This is a genomic window from Dyadobacter fermentans DSM 18053 (genome assembly GCF_000023125.1).
In the GTDB taxonomy this organism is placed as follows: domain Bacteria; phylum Bacteroidota; class Bacteroidia; order Cytophagales; family Spirosomataceae; genus Dyadobacter; species Dyadobacter fermentans.
Genome location: NC_013037.1, coordinates 1,720,312 through 1,739,719, shown reverse-complemented (window position 1 = coordinate 1,739,719; position 19,408 = coordinate 1,720,312). Strand labels below are relative to the sequence as shown.

At 52.9% G+C, this 19,408-nt stretch carries 12 protein-coding genes; 10 read left to right on the top strand and 2 right to left on the bottom strand.

Going from position 1 to position 19,408, the window contains the following annotated elements:
• Positions 1-7 precede the first annotated feature (7 nt).
• The 8 genes from DFER_RS07205 (at position 8) to DFER_RS07170 (ending at position 13,269) form a co-directional block, all read left to right on the top strand.
• Positions 8-601, top strand: coding sequence for an RNA polymerase sigma factor (locus tag DFER_RS07205; RefSeq protein ID WP_015810962.1), 594 nt, complete (start codon positions 8-10; stop codon positions 599-601).
• An 88-nt stretch (positions 602-689) separates the two neighbouring features.
• A complete protein-coding gene (locus tag DFER_RS07200; protein WP_015810961.1) occupies positions 690-1,790 on the top strand; it encodes a FecR family protein in 1,101 nt (366 codons plus the stop codon).
• A gap of 210 nt (positions 1,791-2,000) precedes the next feature.
• Positions 2,001-5,570, top strand: a complete 3,570-nt coding sequence (locus DFER_RS07195; protein WP_015810960.1) for a TonB-dependent receptor — start codon at positions 2,001-2,003, stop codon at positions 5,568-5,570.
• Positions 5,571-5,596: 26 nt separating this feature from the next.
• Entirely contained in the window at positions 5,597-7,375 is a 1,779-nt protein-coding gene (locus DFER_RS07190; RefSeq protein ID WP_015810959.1) for a RagB/SusD family nutrient uptake outer membrane protein, read from the top strand.
• Positions 7,376-7,463: 88 nt separating this feature from the next.
• Entirely contained in the window at positions 7,464-8,996 is a 1,533-nt protein-coding gene (locus DFER_RS07185; RefSeq protein WP_015810958.1) for an FG-GAP repeat domain-containing protein, read from the top strand.
• Positions 8,997-9,243: 247 nt separating this feature from the next.
• Complete coding sequence (locus DFER_RS07180; RefSeq protein ID WP_015810957.1) at positions 9,244-9,777, top strand: YceI family protein; 534 nt, start codon at positions 9,244-9,246, stop codon at positions 9,775-9,777.
• A gap of 132 nt (positions 9,778-9,909) precedes the next feature.
• A complete protein-coding gene (locus DFER_RS07175; RefSeq protein ID WP_015810956.1) occupies positions 9,910-10,725 on the top strand; it encodes a helix-turn-helix domain-containing protein in 816 nt (271 codons plus the stop codon).
• 99 nt (positions 10,726-10,824) lie between these two features.
• Positions 10,825-13,269, top strand: coding sequence for a TonB-dependent receptor domain-containing protein (locus DFER_RS07170; RefSeq protein ID WP_015810955.1), 2,445 nt, complete (start codon positions 10,825-10,827; stop codon positions 13,267-13,269).
• A gap of 20 nt (positions 13,270-13,289) precedes the next feature.
• Here the strand turns inward: DFER_RS07170 and DFER_RS07165 are convergent, their stop codons facing one another.
• Both DFER_RS07165 and DFER_RS07160 read right to left on the bottom strand, forming a co-directional pair.
• Complete coding sequence (locus tag DFER_RS07165) at positions 13,290-14,501, bottom strand: DUF4374 domain-containing protein (RefSeq protein ID WP_015810954.1); 1,212 nt, start codon at positions 14,499-14,501, stop codon at positions 13,290-13,292.
• Positions 14,502-14,532: 31 nt separating this feature from the next.
• The gene (locus DFER_RS07160) at positions 14,533-16,929 is read right to left on the bottom strand and encodes a TonB-dependent receptor (protein WP_015810953.1); all 2,397 of its coding nucleotides are present in this window, start codon (positions 16,927-16,929) and stop codon (positions 14,533-14,535) included.
• 858 nt (positions 16,930-17,787) lie between these two features.
• Here DFER_RS07160 and DFER_RS07155 point away from each other — a divergent pair.
• Together DFER_RS07155 and DFER_RS07150 are read left to right on the top strand one after the other, a co-directional pair.
• Positions 17,788-18,681, top strand: coding sequence for a sugar phosphate isomerase/epimerase family protein (locus tag DFER_RS07155; RefSeq protein WP_015810952.1), 894 nt, complete (start codon positions 17,788-17,790; stop codon positions 18,679-18,681).
• Positions 18,682-19,068: 387 nt separating this feature from the next.
• The gene (locus DFER_RS07150; RefSeq protein ID WP_015810951.1) at positions 19,069-19,407 is read left to right on the top strand and encodes a PadR family transcriptional regulator; all 339 of its coding nucleotides are present in this window, start codon (positions 19,069-19,071) and stop codon (positions 19,405-19,407) included.
• The last annotated feature ends 1 nt before the right edge of the window (position 19,408 follow it).

The window sequence follows — 19,408 nt, the reverse complement described above, 5'->3', positions numbered from 1 at the left end:
TGACTATTTGGCTTCAACTTTTACTGATAACGACGATAAAGTCCTCTGGCAACGCTTTCGCCAGGGTGATGAAGAGGCATTTACGGCACTCTACCAGCGGTATGTACGGGTGCTGTATAGTTATGGAAAGAAACTCGCTACCGAAGATGCGGTGATCGAGGACCTCGTTCAGGATTTGTTTATCGATCTCTGGCAAAGCCGCTCCCGCCTGGCCGACGCCGAATCTCCCCGTTTTTACCTATTCCGCTCGCTTCGCAGGCGCATTCATAAGGCTGGCAACGGCCGTTTCAATGAGCGCTGGGAATACATCGACGAAGGCTTCCACCCGGTGGAACTTTCGAAGGAAAGCGAGATCATCGAATCGGAGCAGTTCCAGAAGCAAAAGGATGAGCTCGATGCCTGGCTCAAAAGCCTGCCCGGCCGGCAATATGAGGTGCTCATGCTGCGCTACTACCAGGATTTCAGCTACTCACAAATTTCCGAAATGCTCACGATCAATGAGCAATCGGTGCGCAACCTTGTGCAGCGGGCAGTAAGCAAGCTGCGCCAACTCACCATTTCAGCCGCCATTTCCGGCCTTTTCATTTTTCTTCTAAAATAATTCGCGCCAAACGAGTTAAACCGCCTTCGCATTTGCTCTTTCCTTATGAGCACCATGTTTACATTTTTTCATTAAATAATCATATCCGATGAGTTACTATCATTACGGATTAGCTGATTTTCTGGAAGATCGACATTTCAAGTCCTGGGTGCTGACCCCGGACCGCGAATCCGATGATTTTTGGAACAACTTTTTATTGCAACACCCCGAAAAATCAGAAGCAATAGCAGGCGCAAGATCACTGCTCCTGGGCATACAATCGCAGATGGAAGAGGATTTCCCGGCAGACGACCAGGTGGCATCCATGTTGGAAGGAATCCAGAGCCGGCGGGAAACGACGGGCGGCGGGCAGGCGAGGAGGTTATGGTTCAGGCTGGGCGCTTCACTCACGGCCGCTGCGGTGGTGCTGGTAGTGATCGGCTGGCTGCGGAAACCCAACCGTCACGACAACCATGTGAGTTATTCAGAACTGTTGTCGGCCGTGGAAGAGCCACTAATCGAGCAAACGAACACGACCATCGCACCGATTCTGCTCACATTGCCCGATAGCAGCACGATATTGTTGCAGCCTAAAAGCAGCGTAAGTTATCGCAGGGCATTCATGGACAATGCATTGCGCGAAGTGTACCTGTCGGGACATGCGTTTTTTACAGTAACCAAAAACCGCCAGCGTCCGTTTGTGGTGTATTCCAATGAGTTGGTCACCAAGGTGTTGGGTACGAGCTTTATGGTAAAGGCGTTCGAGGATGCGAAACAGGTGGAAGTGTGCGTCAAGACCGGCAAAGTATCGGTTTTTCCCCGCACCGACACCGAAGTGTGCGAGGGTATAGCCACCCCGGAACTCGCGGGAACGATCATCACCCCGAACCAAAAAGTGCTTTTTTCGAGAGATCAGATACAAATCCGCAAAGAATTGGTGGAATCACCGGAAGTTCTTGTGTCGGCGGTGTTACCAGCACCGTTGCAGAAATTCCAGGATATGCCGGTGGCGCAGCTGTTCAGCAACATCGAGGAAACGTACGGGATCGACATCGTATATGACGACCGTTTATTCAGCCAATGCCTGCTCACTGCCTCTTTCACAAACGAAAGTCTCTATGAAAAGATGGACCTCATTTGCAAAGGCATCGAGGCCGATTTTCAGATAGTGGACGGCCGGATGATCATCTCGGGTCACGGATGTAATTGAAATTCAAGATTTTACCAAATGCATAACAAACCTAACTGACAACCCTAACCCTGCTGCTTCTATGATTTAACCAAAACTTCCCTACAAAAAAAGGTTGGCGATGTTGCACCATCACCAACCCTGAATTCATCCCCATTACGATTACATCCGTTACCAGCGGATGGAGGATTCGTTTTGCCCATTTTCCATGTTACAAAACTTAGTAAAGTTATGAAAAAATTGTATCCTAACTATGCTTATTGGCAGATCCTTATGAGATTCAGTTGTATGCAACTCATCATTGCTGCACTCCTGACGACCGTGGCCGTGGCTGGTGTTACCGAAGCGCAGGAGGTCCTGAATAACCGTGTGACGATCCAGGTGCAGAACCAGGACGTCCGTAAAGTGTTGTCAGCGATAGAAGACCAGGTTAAAATCAAATTTCTGTACAGTTCCAGTCTGATCAAGGCGGAGCGGAAGGTAAGCGTGAATGTCCGGCAGGAACAGCTGGGCGCCGCGCTGAAAACCATCCTGACGCCTTTGAACCTCGATTTTGAAGTCTCAGGCAAGCAGATCATCCTGAAAAGGGTGAAAATGCCCGTCGAAAGGCTGAACCCGCAAAGCTACAAGTCGGCGACCGTAGACCGGACTATTTCAGGGGTGGTTACCGATGCGAGCGGCTCCTTCCTTCCGGGCGTTTCGGTGGTGGTGAAAGGCACCTCCCGCGGTACAGGTACTGATGCCGACGGCGCTTACAAAATCGACGCGCCGGATGGCAATGTGACCCTTACATTCAGCTTTGTAGGATTTACTTCCAAAGATGTGGACGTAGCCGCAGGCCAGAATGTGCTCGACGTGACGCTCACGCAGGACGAAAAACTGCTGAACGAAGTGGTGGTGGTAGGTTATGGAACCGCCAGCCGCAAGGACCTCACCGGTGCGGTATCGATCGTGAAAGTATCGGAACTGACCGAGCAGCCGAATGCCAACCTGAGCAACCAGCTGCAAGGCCGTGCCTCCGGTGTGACCGTCCTTACTTCCGGCCAGCCGGGACAAGCGCCGCAGATCCGTATCCGCGGTATCAACTCGTTCGGAAACAACACGCCATTGTTCGTGGTGGACGGCGTGCCTACCCAGGATATCAACAACCTGAACCCCAATGACGTGGCTTCGATGCAGGTATTGAAAGATGCCGGTTCGGCTTCCATTTACGGTTCGCGCGCTTCCAACGGGGTAGTGATCATTACCACCAAGCGTGGCCAGGGCAAAGTGAAAGTAAGCTACGACATGTTCTACGGCACACAAACCGTTCCGAAAGGCAATGTGTACGACATTCTTTCGCCGCAGGGAATGGCCGACCTGAAATTCCTCGCATTGAAAAACTCGGGAGCGGCGATCAACGATCCACAGTACGGCAGCGGAGAATCGCCTGTGCTTCCCGACTACATCGTGCCTACCGGTGCGAAAGAAGGCAGCGTGGACCTTTCGAAATATTACGTGAACCCGAACTACACCGACAAAGCGGATATGGACTCCTTTTACCGCATTGTGAAGGCCAACAAGCAGGGTACCGACTGGTTCCACGAGGTGTTCAAGAATGCGCCGATCCAGAGCCACAACCTCTCGGTGAGCGGCGGCGGCGAGCAGGGTAACTACCTGTTTTCGTTCAATCATTTCAACCAGCAGGGTAACCTGATGAACACTTTCCTGAAACGCTACACGATCCGCGCCAACAGCCAGTACAACATCACGAAAAACATCCGCGTGGGTGAAAACATCGCGCTTACCCTCGTGAACAACCCGCGTACGGGTATCCTCGAAGAAGGCGGTGGTATCGGTATGGCTTACCGCATGCAGCCGATCATCCCGGTGTACGATATCCAGGGTAACTATGCCGGTTCATTCGGTAGCGGCCTGGGTAATGCCAAAAACCCCGTCGCGATCCGCGACCGCGCTCGCAACAACCGTGGGGTGGTTAACAGCCTGTTTGGTAACATGTTTGCAGAGGTGGATTTCCTCAAAGATTTCAACTTCCGTACAAGCTTCGGTGGCGGGCAGTTCACTTATGCGGAGAATACATTTGCCTATCCTGAATGGGAGAACTCCGAAAACGTGACGACCAATTCCTACTCGGAACGCGTGAACTCGGGCTACAACTGGACCTGGACCAACACCGTTACCTACGAGCACTCGTTTAACGACAAGCACAATGTGAAAGTGCTTTTGGGAACGGAAGCATACAACAGCACCTACCGCGAAGTAGGCGGATCGACGCAGAACTATTTCTCTTTCGACCCTAACTACACCAGCCTTTCGACCGGTTCGGGAACACCTACCAACTTCTCCAACCGTTCGGCAGATGCATTGTTCTCCTACATCGGCCGCATTGACTACAATTTCAAAGACAAATACCTTTTGAGCGGTACATTACGCCGCGACGGTTCTTCGCGCTTTACCTCGCAATACGGCTGGTTCCCGGCAGTGAGTGCGGGATGGAGGCTGAAAGAAGAGGCATTCATGCGCTCGGCAACCTGGCTTACCGACCTGAAAATCCGCGGTGGATGGGGGATAATGGGTAACCAGTTCAATGTGGACCCTGCGAATGCATTTACTACCTACGGTCAGAACAGGAGCTTTGCATTCTACGACATCAAAGGAACCGGAAACAGCACGGTGCTGGGCTTCCAGCGCACCCGCGTAGGTAACCCGAACGCCAAATGGGAGGGTAACATCAACTCCAACATCGGTATCGACGCGCAGTTGTTCAACGGAGCCATTGATTTCACGATCGACTACTATCAGAAGAACATCGACGACCTGCTTTTCTCACCTGAACTCGCAGGAACCGTGGGCCAGGGAACTGCACCCGCTGTGAACATCGGTAAGATGAAGAACAAAGGTATCGATATGTCGATCTACGGCGAAAAGAACATTGGCAAGGACCTGAAACTGAATGCCACCGTTACGCTTACGACTTATAACAACAAAATCGTGAAAATCACCGACGGTGTAAGCTATTTCGACCAGGAAGGCCGCCGTTTCAATGGCAGCACGATCGTTCGCAACGCGGTGAACCACTCGATCGGCCAGTTCTTCGGGTACAACATCGTGGGTTTCTGGAACTCGCAGGCGGAAATCGACGCGGCTAACGCGCAGGCTGCTGAAAAGAGCGGTAACCCGGCGGCCATTTATCAGAACGAAGTGAAAGTAGGACGTTTCCGCTATGAGGATGTGAATGGCGACGGCATTATCACCGCCGACGACCGCACGTTCCTCGGTAACCCAAGCCCTAAGTTCAGCTACGGTCTGAATATCGGTGCTACCTATAAAAACTTCGATTTCGGTATCTTCCTTTACGGTGTACAGGGCAACCAGATCTGGAACAACCTGAAATGGTGGCACGACTTCTACACCAACTTCCAGGGCGCAAAAAGCAACACGGCATTGTACGATTCCTGGACACCCGAGCGCACCAACGCTACGGCGCCTATTCAGGAAAACACCGGTTCTTTCAGCACCACCAACGTGCCCAACTCTTACTACGTGGAAAACGGCTCTTACCTGCGCGCCAAAAACGCACAGATCGGCTACACACTGCCTAAGAGCCTGACCCAGGCGCTGAAAATCGACCGCCTGCGCGTGTATGTGCAAACGGCCAACCTGTTCACGATCACGAAATATTCCGGTCCGGACCCAGAGGTTGGACAAAGCCAGGTGGCTGGTTCTACGGCATTCGGTCTGGACGAAGGGGTTTATCCAAACACGCGCCAGTTCCTGGTTGGTTTAAACCTGACATTCTAATTCACTGTATTTAAAAACAGAAAGAGATGAAGACATTTAGATTTTCAAAAATAGCGCTGGTCGCAATTTTCGGTCTGATTTCATATTCCTGCCAAGAGAGTTTCCTCGATAAACCCGCACTAGGGTCGCTGAGCGATGCCCAGCTGAGCACCAAAGCCGGTGTGCAAAGCCTGCTGATCGGCGCATATGCGGCGCTCGATGGGAACGGGGTAGGTGCTGCCAGCGCCTGGGATGCCGCCGCCGACAACTGGATTTACGGCAGCATTGCCGGCGGAGACGCCAAAAAAGGCAGCGACGGCGCCGACCAGCCGGGGATCAACTCCATCATGATTTACAGCGCCGGTCCGAGCAATGGGTTTTTCAACAGCAAATGGCGCGCTGCCTACGAGGGCATCAACCGGGCCAATAGCGTGCTGCGGTTCATTCCGCTCGTCACTTCGGGAATCACCGATGCCGAAAAGACCGATTACACGGCTCAGGCACGCTTCCTGCGCGGGCATTACTATTCGGAATTGAAAAAAATGTTCAACATGGTGCCCTGGGTGGACGAGAATACACCCGACCCGGCAGCCGTGAAAAACGATGCGGACATCTGGCCGAAAATTGAAGAGGATTTCCGGTTTGCGATGGATAACCTTCCGGCAACACAGTCGGAAGTGGGCCGTGCCAACAAATGGGCGGCTGCGGCTTACCTTGCGAAAACTTATCTGTACGAGAAGAAATTTGCCGATGCCAAAACGATTTTCGACCAGGTGATCACGCAGGGTGTAACGAGCAATGGCCTGAAATACGACCTGCTGCCGAAATACCAGGACAACTTCGATGCGGCGCAAAAGAACCTCGCGGAGTCGGTTTTCGCGATCCAGATGGCGGCTAACGATGGTACCAACACCATCGACAATGCCAATACCGGCGGCATGCTCAACTTCCCGTACAACTCGCCGTTCCGCTGCTGCGGGTTCTACCAGCCGAGCCTCGACCTGGCCAATTCGTTCCAGACCGACGCCAATGGTTTGCCCAAAGTGGACAACTACAATGCGACAACCCTGAAAAACGATATGGGTGTCAAATCCGACGCCGCATTCGCGCCGGACGTCACCACCGCGCTCGATCCGCGGATCGACTGGACGGTAGGCCGCCGCGGTATCCCGTTCCTCGATTGGGGAAATCACCCGGGGCAGTCATGGATCCGCGACCAGAGCTACGCAGGACCTTATTCGCCTAAAAAGAATATTTACTGGCAGGCAACGCAGGATAAGTATTCCGATCAGCATTCATGGGCTCCGGGAACGGCGATCAATATTCAGGTAATCCGGTTTGCGGACGTGCTCCTGATGGCAGCGGAAGCGGAAGCGCAGCTGAACAACCTCGCCAAAGCGCAGGAATATGTAAACCGCGTCCGCGCCCGCGCCGCGAAACCCGAAAGCTGGGTGTACACTTACGCCGATCCTTCGAAACCAATGGCTGGATTCACCAAAACGCCGGCTGCGAATTACAAAGTCGCGCAATATCCGGCAGGTGCATTTGCGGCAAAAGGAAAAGACGGATCGCTTGCAGCCATCTATTTCGAGCGTAAGCTGGAACTGGCGATGGAAGGTCACCGTTTCTTCGACCTGTCGCGCTGGGGTATCGCCGAGCAGACGCTCAATTCCTACATTGCATTTGAAGGGAAAATCACCCCTGACGTGCGGGGCGGCAAGTTCCTGAAAAATGTGAATGAGTACTTCCCGATCCCGCAACGGCAGATCGACCTTAGTACTAAAAATGGCGTATCGTCATTGAAGCAAAATCCGGGTTATCAATAACAAGCTAATACCGAAGAAGGCGGTTATCGCCGGAGGGGCAGTTATAAACTGCCCCTTTTTGTTTTTATAGAGGATTATTGAAAATTATATGAACTGGTTAAAATGGCTTTCAGGATTGCCGCTCGGCATTTTTGCGGTGGCGGTGTGCATGCAGGCGTGCGGTACGAGCGGACAATCGGGGGAAAACGAGCTGACCGGCGAACTGGCACAGGGACGGGATGCGGCCCAAAGGCATTGCAGCACCTGCCATTTGCCGGTAGATCCTGCATTGCTCGACAAGGATACCTGGAAAAACCGCGTACTGCCGGTAATGGCCCAATATTTCGGGATTGAAGTGTGGCAGCGCAATCAGTATTTTGCCGGCGAGCGCGCCGCTATGCCCATCGCCGAATGGATGCAGATCGTTGCTTATTACGACTCCCTCGCGCCCGTGAGCCTGCCCGCTGCCCGCCCGACCGTGCCCGTGTGCGAAGAATGGGCCGGTTTCAGCCTGAAAACCCCCGCTACCGACACCTCGCGTATTGCCACCACGACGCTCGTGGCCATCGACAGCGCACGCAGCACGATTTACACGAGCAGTTCCGAAACGCCTTCGCTCATGGCCTGGAACACGGCAATGACGAAAACAATGAAAGCGCCGCTCTCATCACCGGCGATGCATATGTTGTTTGAAGACGAGCCCGTGCTCACCGTGGTGGGAGAAATGCGTGCCTACGACGTCACGCAGGGCGAGCTCCGCCGTTTCAAACGATCCGGTGCCAACGATCCGAAGCCTTTGATAACAGGACTGCGCAGGCCGCTGCATACGGCTGCGGCGGATTTCAACCGCGACGGTAAAACGGATTACGTAGTTTCGGCTTTCGGCCATAACCAGGGCGGGCTTTATGAATTCCGCCAGCTGAATGACGGGAAGTTTGAACAAATCCCCATCCGCGAAGCGGCAGGTGCAACGCAATCCTACACGGGCGACTTCGACGGCGACGGCTGGCCGGATATTATCGCGCTCTTCGCGCATGCGCAGGAAGGCATCTGGCTTTTTACCAATGATCGCAAAGGTGGGTTTTCCGAAAAGCCTTTGCTCCGGTTTCCGCCTGTTTACGGTTCGTCCAGTTTCCAGCTCACCGATTTCAATGGCGACGGGCTTCCCGATATCCTTTACACCGCCGGCGACAATAGCGATTATTCCCGCATTCTCAAACCTTATCACGGCATTTATATTTATCTCAACAAAGGCGATTTTCGTTTAGAGCAAAGCTGGTTTTTTCCTGTAAACGGAGCCACAAAGGCCATTTCGGTAGATTTTGACGGCGACGGAGACCCTGATATCGCTTGCGTCGCATTCTTCGCGGACCTTCTGCGAAACCCCGGTGAAAAGTTTCTCTATCTCCGAAACGAAGGAGGCAATGGCTTGAAATTCCAGCCCTTTTCGCCGCCCATTGCCGGGCAGGGCCGCTGGATTTGCATGGATGTGAACGACTGGAACGGTGATGGCCGCCCGGACATCGTGCTGGGTAATTATTCCAAAGGATTTCTGAACCAGGAAGAGGTGAAGGCCGATTGGAATGTGTACCTGCCATTTATCATCCTGCAAAACGAAACCCACTCCGCTAATGCGCATTAGCCGGAATCTGATTCATTGATTGTCACCACGCCGGGAGCCGAAAGGCCCCCTCGCACGCCACACGGTACTAGGGATGGAAAAGCACTTGAATAGGCCAAAAAACGGGTGCGCTATCGTATAGGATAGCGGTAACCTCGGGGTTAGCGGTCGATCAGCGGTTGGGTTACGCCCTAATTTTGTATCGCCGCCCGACCATGGCAGGCATCGCCGCCGGGCACTATTCATACCATCCAAACACAATGAAATCATGTCAAAGACAACCTGGACCGTAGACGTTGCACATTCAGAAGTGCAGTTTAAAGTGAAACACCTCGTCATTTCAACCGTAACCGGATTCTTCCGCACATTCAGCGGTTCCGCTTCAACGGAGGGTGACAATTTTGAGAATGCAAATGTCAATTTTTCGATTGACGTCAACAGCGTGGATACCGGTCAGCCGGGCCGCGACGAGCATTTACGCAATGCCGATTTCTTCGAAGCCGAGAAATACCCCGAGTTCCGTTTCGTATCCACATCCCTGAGAAAGGACAAAGGCGACCTTTATAAACTTGTAGGCGACCTGACGATCAAGGGCGTAACGAAAGAAGTGGAGCTGGCCGCGGAATACGGCGGCACCGAGCGCGATCCCTGGGGCAATATCAAGGTAGGATTCGAGGTAAGCGGCACGATCGACCGCAAGGAATTCGGCGTGACATTCAACTCACTCACCGAAACCGGCGGCCTCGCCCTGGGCGAAAACATCAAAATCCTCGCGAACATCCAGCTCGCGAAACAGGCATAACGCCATTATTTAGAGTAGCTAAAGTGCGAGAGGGTGCCCTGTTTCGGGGCACCCTCTTTTTCGTGATGAGCTGTTTTTCATTTACTTTGCAGCCCTTTCTACCTGCCATTATCCCAAAGCGCCCCGGCCCGAATGCAAATCGAGATTAAGAATAAGCTGGAAAACAATGAGTTGTTCCGGATCAAGAGAATGAAAGAGGTCATCAAAACCACCCGTCCGCACGGGCATAAGGAATATCTCGAAATCATTTTTCTGACGCAGGGCGAAGGCCTTCACCAGATCGACCACCATCGCTTCCCCGTCTCCGGCAATAGCCTGTACCTGGTAATGCCCGGCCAGATTCATAACTGGGAGCTGACGGCCATTCCAAAGGGCTTTGTGATGATGGTTCAAAAAGATTTCCTGCTCGGTCATCCGCTGTATGACGCACTTTTCCAGACATTCCCGCTCGCATTCAGCAGCGGCTACCAACTGGAAAGCACAGCCTCGACCATTCAGGGCATTTTTGAAAGTATCGAAGCCGAACACGCTGAGCAGCGACCGAACTACCAGGCTATAATCCAGACGTACCTTTTGCTGCTCTTCAACCTCCTGCAACGCGAAACGCACATCGACCGCACGCGGCCCGAGCCGGCATTGCTCAAATCGTTCTTCGACCTGGTAGCGGCCCATTATCAGTCCCGGCACGAAGTAGCCTGGTATGCCAATGCCCTGAATGTCACCGCCAAAACCTTGAATGCCAATTGCCGGAAGTTTCTCGACAAGACGGCCGGGGCGGTGATCGGCGAAAAGCTCACGGCCGAAAGTAAACGGAGGCTGTTGTACTCGCAGGCTAACCTGGGGGAAATCGCCTACGAGCTCGGTTTTACCGATCCTTCGCATTTCAATAAGTTCTTCAAAAGGCAAACGGGCGTTTTGCCAAGTATTTATCGCAAGGGAATTTCCTGAATGTACCAGAATTCGGACTGAAAGTACAAAAGTCTACTTGATTTGTAGGGTTATTTTTGCCGCGTTGCTCAACACCATGAACGCGCACATTTAGCCCGCATGAGATTCCTTTTAACCCTTGCATTCCTTTTTTGCCTGTTGGCCACGGCCGGGGCGCAGCGCAAACCTTCTATTTCCGGCAAAGTCACCGACCGGCAGACCGGCCAGGGGCTGCCTTATGCGTCCGTTGCATTGTACCGCTCGGCCGACTCGGCGTTGGTAAGCGGCGTGCTAGCCGACGACACAGGCAATTTCCGGTTCGACAAGCCTGGTGCGGAGGCATATTATCTTGAAACGCAATATATGGGATACAATACGGTGCGCACCACAGTGCCAGCTGGCGTGGAGGAGCTTGCGCCCATTGCATTGCTGGCCGACGGGCGTGTACTGGACGCCGTGGAAGTAACCGACAACCGCAATGCGGTGGAAAGCCGGATCGATCGCCAGGTGTATCGTGCCGGTGCGTTTCTGGGCAGCCAGGGCGGCACGGCGGTGGATGTACTCAAAAACACGCCGTCGGTAACGGTGAACAGCGAAGGCGACATTACCTTACGTGGCTCCACGGGCTTCCTGGTGCTCGTGAACGGCAAACCCGTGCAGACCGACCCGTCGGTAGTGCTCAACCAGATCCCCGCCAACAGCATTGAAAACGTCGAAATCATTACCAGTCCTTCGGCTCGTTTCGATCCGGATGGCAAATCAGGCATCATTAATATCACCACCAAGACCGCTGAAAAGAACAGTCAAAGTCTGATTGTGAATATTCTGGGCGGATTGCCATCGGTCCGCACTTACAACAACCTGAAAAACCCGCAGCGATTCGGGGCGGATGCCTCGTGGGGTTTGCGGGCCGGAAAATGGGAGGTGAACCTGAGCGGTAATTACCTGCGGAACGACCTCGCCGGAAGGAGAGTGGGCGATGTGAATACGACCATCGACGGCATTTTTACTACCTTCCCGTCCGACGGCGAGCGTAGTTTCAAACGGTACAACTACACGGCGCGGGCGTCGGTGAGCTTCACGGCCGACCCTTCGAATGTGATTTCGGCAGGTTTTTACAAAGGATACCGCTTTCAGTCGCGGAGAGCAGACCTGGTTTATAACAATACAAAAACCGACCTGGAAACGGGGCAGAACCTGGGACAGATCATTTATTTTAACTCCAATATTGCCAGGAAAACGGCCGATGTAACGTCCGCTAACCTCGATTACCTGCACCGTTTTGGGAACAAATCCGAACTGACGCTGTCGGGGCTGATCGAAGCGGCGGACCTTGACGGCCTGACCACGAACATGAACCTGTCCGAACCCGGCCGCAACCGCACGCTGCAGAGCACGCGCAATCCCGGCGAGAATCCATTAAATGCATTTCGCCTGCAAGCAGATTACGTCGTGCCCATTGGCAAAGGCAAACTGGAAGCCGGTTATCAGTACCGGAACCAGGAACAAAAAGGGGTATTTCAATACCTTGATCAAAACCTGGAAACGGGCGAATTTGTGGAGGTGCCGCAATTTTCGAACCGTACGCGGCTGTTGAACCATATTCATTCGGTGTACGGGCAGTATAGCGGGAAATCGGGGAAGCTGGAATATTCGGGCGGTTTGCGGTATGAATACGCGACGCGCCAATTCACCGCCGGGGGCACGGAAACCCGTGATCTTAACCTCTCTAATTTCTTTCCGTCGGCCCAGCTGCAATATGCATTTTCCAAAGGCTGGCGCGCGAAGGCAGGCTACACACGCCGCGTGCAGCGCACCACCAACAACGAGCTCAACCCATTCCCCGAACGCGAGCATTCCGAAACCCTCGAATCGGGCGACCCGGACATTTTGCCGGAGTTTATCGGCCAGGCGGAAGCCGGTTTAGTTAAGGAATTTGAAAAAGGCAGCGCGTTTCTGACCCTGTATCATCAGCGGATCGACAACGTGTTGAACCGCGTGAACAGCGTCTACAACGATAGCATCATCAACCGCATTTACACCAATGCGGGCCTGGCAACCTCCTGGGGCATAGAAGCAGGTGGAAATGCAAATGTGACCAGATGGTGGCAACTTTACGCGGGCGCAAACGTGTACCGGTACGCGATCGAAGGCGGGCTTTTCCGAAATACGGTAGTGGTGAACACGTCGAGCGTAGTATATTCCGTCAACGCTACCTCTACATTCAAAATCGCACCGGCATGGCAGTTGCAATGGGGGATCAGCTACTTGTCCAAAAGGGTGACGGCGCAAGGGGAGGACTCGCGGTTCGTGAATCCCTCACTGTCGGTAAAGAAGACGTTCCTGAAAGGCAAGCTCGCCGCCACATTGCAATGGCAGAATATGGACCTGGGCATTACCGGCGCCAATCAGCAGCGCATATCTACCTGGGGAAAGGATTTTTTCACGACCACCAACTACATTCAGGAAACCGACATTTTCCTGTTAAACCTTAGCTATAATCTCAACCAGCTGACCAAAAAAGCAAAACTCCCGGCCAGCGAATTCGGTGAGCGGGAGTTTTGAAACTATGAGACAATGCTTTCCTACTTCGTCTTTTCCAGGCGAAGAATGAAATCGACACCGTCGACAAACTCAGCACCTCTGGTCAGCTTGTCGGCTGCGGGATCGTATTCCCAGATGTAGTCCCTGTCGGCGCCGTTCACGGCAATGTAAGCCTTGCCGTCTTCCACTACCACGGCATTCACCATGCGTTCGCCTTCATCGTCGGGGAGGTCGAGTTTCTTGATGAATGTGCCGGTTCTTACATCAATGATCGAGAACGAATGCACGGCGTCGATGGACTCGCCTTTGATACGCGTGCGCACCACCGCCTTGCCGTTGCCGATGTACCACATGGCCGCGCCCATTCCGAAATCGGTTTTCGCCGAGAGATCGAAGAAATAGGTCGGGTCGAGGGTGGTAGCGCCGTTTTTGATGCGGTATACCACCGAAGGCGATTTGTAGTCGTAGCCCGCCACCGGGTCGCTCACGAAATAGATATCGCCGTTTTCATCCTTGAAAGACGCCGGTGCATACACGATCGGTCCGCCCGGAGTGGTGGTACGGTTGTCGGTGATCACACTTTCGGTTTTCATCGAAGGGTAGCTCACTACTGCCACATTGAAATCCGGGTTCACCGGTAGCGGGTCCTGAGACCAGTCCGAAAATGCGTAGCCGTAGCCGAGGAACAGCTTTCCGTCGCGGTACTCGGCGAAGCCGATGTTGTAACCTGTAAATCCTGCCGGTTTCGCTTTCAAATCAAGTTTGCCGGTGGTGAGTGTCATATCGGCCACTTTCACGATCGCATAGCGACCTTCGCCTTCTGCATCGCCCAGAATCACGAGCGTCTGATCGTCGACCCACACGTACGAGCTCCAATTCAGGAACGTAAAAGGCACTTCCTTGTCGATCACCAATACGCCCTTTTCGACATGGTATTTGCCGAAACGCCCGCTGCCGAAGTTGGCATGGTAGTAAAATCCGTCTTTCTGGATAATGTCCTGTGCATACACTTTGCCGGTCATTTCGGCGCCGTTGCCTTTGAGGCTGATGCTGCCGCCCATGAGTGACGGCACGTCGGCAATGTAATAGGCGGTGTTAGGCCAGGCGCCCACGCAGAGCACGGCTGAATACTTGCCTTCTTCCTGCACGGGCGTGCCGCCGTTGTTGTCGTCGCTGTCGCTGCATCCGTTCAGGGCGAAAGCAGTGAGGGCCACCATGATGGCTTTTGCCTGATAGCTGAAAAATCTGTTCATTTTGGGTGTTATAGATGAAAATTTGGGTTGATTACTGAATAAAATACCTGAGTTTCAATGCAAAAGCGCGACCGGGTTTTTGGAGCCTGAAATTGTCGTAGGCAAGGTCATCGGTGAGGTTGCGGCATTCCGCGGAGACATTGTAGCGGCCATCGCGGAATGAGTAGCTCAGCGTTGCGTTGTGGATCAGCTGGCTCGGGATGGTGGATTTGCCATTTACATTGCCGAATGCCTCCCAGGTCAGGTAAAACCAATGCACATATTGCGTAAACCAGCTGAATTGCAGGCGCGAACCTTTTGTAAATACATCACTTTTCCCGATGCCGAAGTTGGCATTGCCGAAGAACCACGGCTGGTTAGGGATCTTGTTCTTGTAGGTCGCTTCGGGCAAATTGGAAGTCGTGCTGCCGAATTTGGTCATGTTGACGGCACTCTGATAGGTCGCATTCACATTGAACGACAGCAGGTCCGCGTAGTCGTACCGGAGTTCGGCTTCGAAGCCGGTCACGCGCACATTGGATTTATTTTCATTCTTCAAAGCCTTCGAACGCTGGTCGGCCACGGGGTAAATGAAGTCCGAGGCATTGCGGTAAAATCCCGCCGCTTCTGCAAAAAACCGGTGTTTGCCGGTGCGGAAGCCGTAGTAGGAGCCCAGGTTCACATTGTCGCTGCGCTCGGGTTTGAGATCGGGATTCGGTTGCAGGTTCAGGCCGTCGCCGAAAACTTCTTCCACTTCCTGCAAGCGAAACGTGTGTTCAAGGGACAGCTTTATGCCAAGGTCGGGGAGGATCTTGTAGCGCGACGCCGCGCCGTAGCCGTAGTTCGGGAATTTGTCGTTCAGCGTCTGGTAACTATTGTCGATCCATTTCTTCCGTTCAAGCCCCAGGCCGTAGTATTTGATAAAAAACGTATTCGTCCAGCGCTTGTTGAGCAGCTCCTGCTGGTAGGCCAGGCCGAGGATTTGCTTCGTCATAATGCCCGGCATATCGTCGCCGGAGACGAGCAGCTCATTGTAGTTCTCGTTTTTGAGGCGGTCGAAAGTGTAGTTGATATTAAATGAATGCTGATCGCTGAGCGTGTAGCTCGCATTTGCCCGCATAAACGAGCGCGGGCGGTTGATGTGCGAAAGCGATTTAACCCCGCCCATTTCCGTTGCGCCCTTAACCGTCCACGAACCATCCCAGTAATATTGGCGCAGCAGCGTGTCGGCGGTCAGGAATTTGTCTTTGGAAAGCGATGCGAACACATTCACATCCAGTCCGCTAACGAGCAAATTGCTTTTCTTGTAACGCAATGTCGCTGTCGACGACTTTCCTTTCCGGTCCACATTGCCATACACGATCGCTTGCTCGAAACCCGTTTGCTGGTCCTGTCGCGTTTCCGAATAGCCAAATCCGGCATACAGCACGTCGGCCCAGCTTTTGTTGGAAATACCCACCTCCACCTGGCCCATTCCGGAGCGGTAGTGATCGTGGAAGCGCTTCACGTTGGTTGTCACGAAGTTGGCGCCATTGAGATCGGTGATCTGGTTGCCGACCCGCGTGCCGCCTTCCAGGATCTCGACGCCCTTCATTTTATAATTGTTGTCGGAATAATTGAAAAAGCCGCTCGCTTTCACGGTAATGCCCGTTGGCTTGTGCACATACTGGGCCGTCACCGCCGAACGGTGGGTGTTAAACGAGCCGTAGCTGTGGCTGAGGTCGAGATAATTGGTCTGCTTCTGGTTTGTGATCACATTCACGGCGCCGCCCATCGCATCAGAACCCAGCTGCACCGGCACCACGCCTTTGTACACTTCAATCCGCTCCGAAAGGTTTACCGGGATGTTGTTCAGCGACATCGCGCTGCCCATTACTTCCATAGGCACGCCGTCGATAAAGTACTTCACCGCCTTGCCCGACAGCCCGTTGATCGAAAAATTGAAGTTCGAACCCAGCCCGCCCTGCTCACGGATGCGCACACCCGCACTGCGGTTGAGCACCTGGTTCAAATCGGCGGTGGTGTTCTGGAATTGTTTTGTTTCAATGGCATTCACGGTAAATGCCTGCTCCTTCACCACCTGCGTTTCCGTTTTCCCGTAAACGCTCACTTCGCTGAGATTCTGCTGGTTTTCTTTGAGTTGAAAGCTCAGAGAGGCCGTTTTTCCAGCCTGGATGCTAACCGTTTCGGACATCGCCTTATAGCCCATGAGCGTGGCCTGGATCGTATAACTGCCCGCTTTAACGTTCGGTAACGTGAAAAAGCCGTTCGCATCGGTAGTAACGCCGTGTGGTGTTTTAAGCAGGGAAACCGTCGCCCCGGGCAACGCCTCGCCCGATTCCGTCTTCACATAACCGGTAACAGAAGGGACTTTCTGGGCAAACCCTTGTAACCCAATAAAACTGATTGAAATCAGGAGGAATAAACGTGTAAATAAGCTGCTTGGCATGAGGTGTTAATGCTAATATCACCTCATAGTAGCATTACCCCAAACGACCCGAAGGTCGGTTTTTGAAAAAAATTAAAATTTTATAAGAAAGCATGAGTGAAGGGGTGAAAGGGGAATGGGTGACCGGGTCGCCGGAGCGATGAGTGAATGAGTGAATGAGTGAATGAGTGAATGAGTGAACGAGTGAATGATTGAATGACTGACTGACCGGGCCGCCGGAGCGATGATTGACCGGATCGCCGACAATGATTGAATAAATCGCGAAGCGATGTAATATTGGTAGAAAAATGTTTACCGATAGTCCACAAATCCCGTCAGGGATGTAACAACACGGATTGCGCAGTGCATTGTTGTTACATGCCTGACGGCATTCGTGGCGCTTTGGATAAGGGGCTTTTTGCTACCGATATTGCATGCCTGACGGCATTTGCGCGCATGTTGTTACATGCCTGACAGCATTCGTGGCGCTTTGGATGTGGGACTTTTTGCTACCAATATTGCATGCCTGACGGCATTTACACGAATTGCGCAGGCACAGGATTAGCAGTTAACTAATAGATGCACTAGATTAGACGCAGCAATCGCGACGCGATGTAATATTGGTAGAAAAATGTTTACCGATAGTCCCACTAATCCCGTCAGGGATGTAACAACAGGGATTGCGCAGTGCGTCGTTGTAACATGCCTGACGGCATTAATGGCACGTTAGATAAGGGGCTTTTTGCTACCAATATTGCATGCCTGACGGCATTTACGGATTGCGCAGGCGCAGGATTAGAAGTTGTCTAATAAACGAACTGCCATATTTACTCATCGCTCCGGCGACCCGGTCACTCATTCACTCATTCAAAATTTCCCATGATCCAAAAAACGCTTCTGTCGATGCTGCTGCTTGTTTCGCAGCTTACTTTGGGCCAAAAATCCGCGGGTACCGACAACATCTACGCCCGGCAAAACCTCATCGCCTGGTGCATTGTCCCATTCGATTCCAAAGAGCGTAGTCCTGTGCAGCGGGCCGAAATGCTCAACAAGCTGGGTTTCACCATGCTTGCTTACGACTGGCGCGAAAAGCACATTCCCGAATTCGACGCCGAGCTCGAAGCATTGAAAAAGCATGGGATCAAATTACAGGCATTCTGGCTCTATTCCGGCCCGAACCCGGAAAACGACAAAAACCTGCCCATTATCCTCGATTTGCTGAAACGCCACAATACCAAAACCGAAATCTGGTGCATGATCGGTGGGATAAAAGACATGGACAAAATGACCCAGCAACAGAAGGTGGAAGCAGTGGCCAAACCAGTGGCCTACATTGCCGACAAAGCAGCCGAAATCGGCTGTATGTTAGGTCTTTACAACCACGGCGGCTGGTACGGAATGCCTGAAAACCAGCTGGAAGTGATGGATTATCTCAAACGCCCGAACATCGGGATCGTTTACAACCTGCATCACGCCGAGGAGGACATTGAGCGTTTTCCGCAATTTTTCCCGAAAATACTCCCGCATTTAATGGCCGTCAACCTCATGGGGCTTAAAAAGGGAAATCCCGTAAAAGTAGTGCCCATTGGCCAGGGCGACGCAGAAGCCGAAATGATCCGCATCATCCGCGACAGCCCTTACCGCGGTCCCATCGGCATCATCAACGAAGACACCGCGCCCGACGCCGAAGCAGGGCTGACAATGAATGTGGAGGGTTTGAAGAAAATTTTAAAAGAGCAGACCGATTTCGAGGCGTTGGAATCCTATAAGTAGTAAGGCTACCAACGGGCCAAACAAGTCAGGAGAAAGGAGTTGGCATGTTAGGATGAATGGAGTAAAAGCAAGATAAAACGTGGCCCGGCGGGCCATCCAGTTTATAGCAACCCAGGTACAACCCACATTTGGGCTCCGTAGGAGCCGCCTAATCCGAGCATGGAAAGCCCGTAAAAGGTCAACCGCTAAATCGCCGTTCGATTGGTATAAACAGGTAGCCACCCTGTGGCATTGTCCTCATTGTCCGGTTTGACGGTTACGATGTTCGGAATCGGACATGCAAGGGCTGATTTAAATACTTAAAAACCTGTTTTTGAGGGGTTAATGGCCGGTTTCGGAATTTGGCATGGCATTTGCCCGACATTATCGGAATAAATACTTTTAGCCATGAAAAGAACATTTCTAGGGGAGCTGGAAGAGGTCGTGCTCCTCACGGTGGCGCTACTGGCGGAAGAAGCCTACGCGGTCACCGTCGCGCAGGAGCTCGACCAGAAGACCGGGCGGGCCGTCGGGTTCAGTACCGTGCACACTACTTTGCAGCGGTTGGAGGAAAAAGGCTATCTCTCGTCCGAAATGGGCGGGGCGACCGCCGAGCGGGGCGGTCGCCGCAAGCGGTTTTTCCGGGTGACTGCATTCGGGCGCAAGGCATTGCGCGAGGCCAAAGAGGCGCGGGAGACGCTGTGGAATGCCATGTCGCCGCAGACACTCCAACTAATGGGTAACTGAT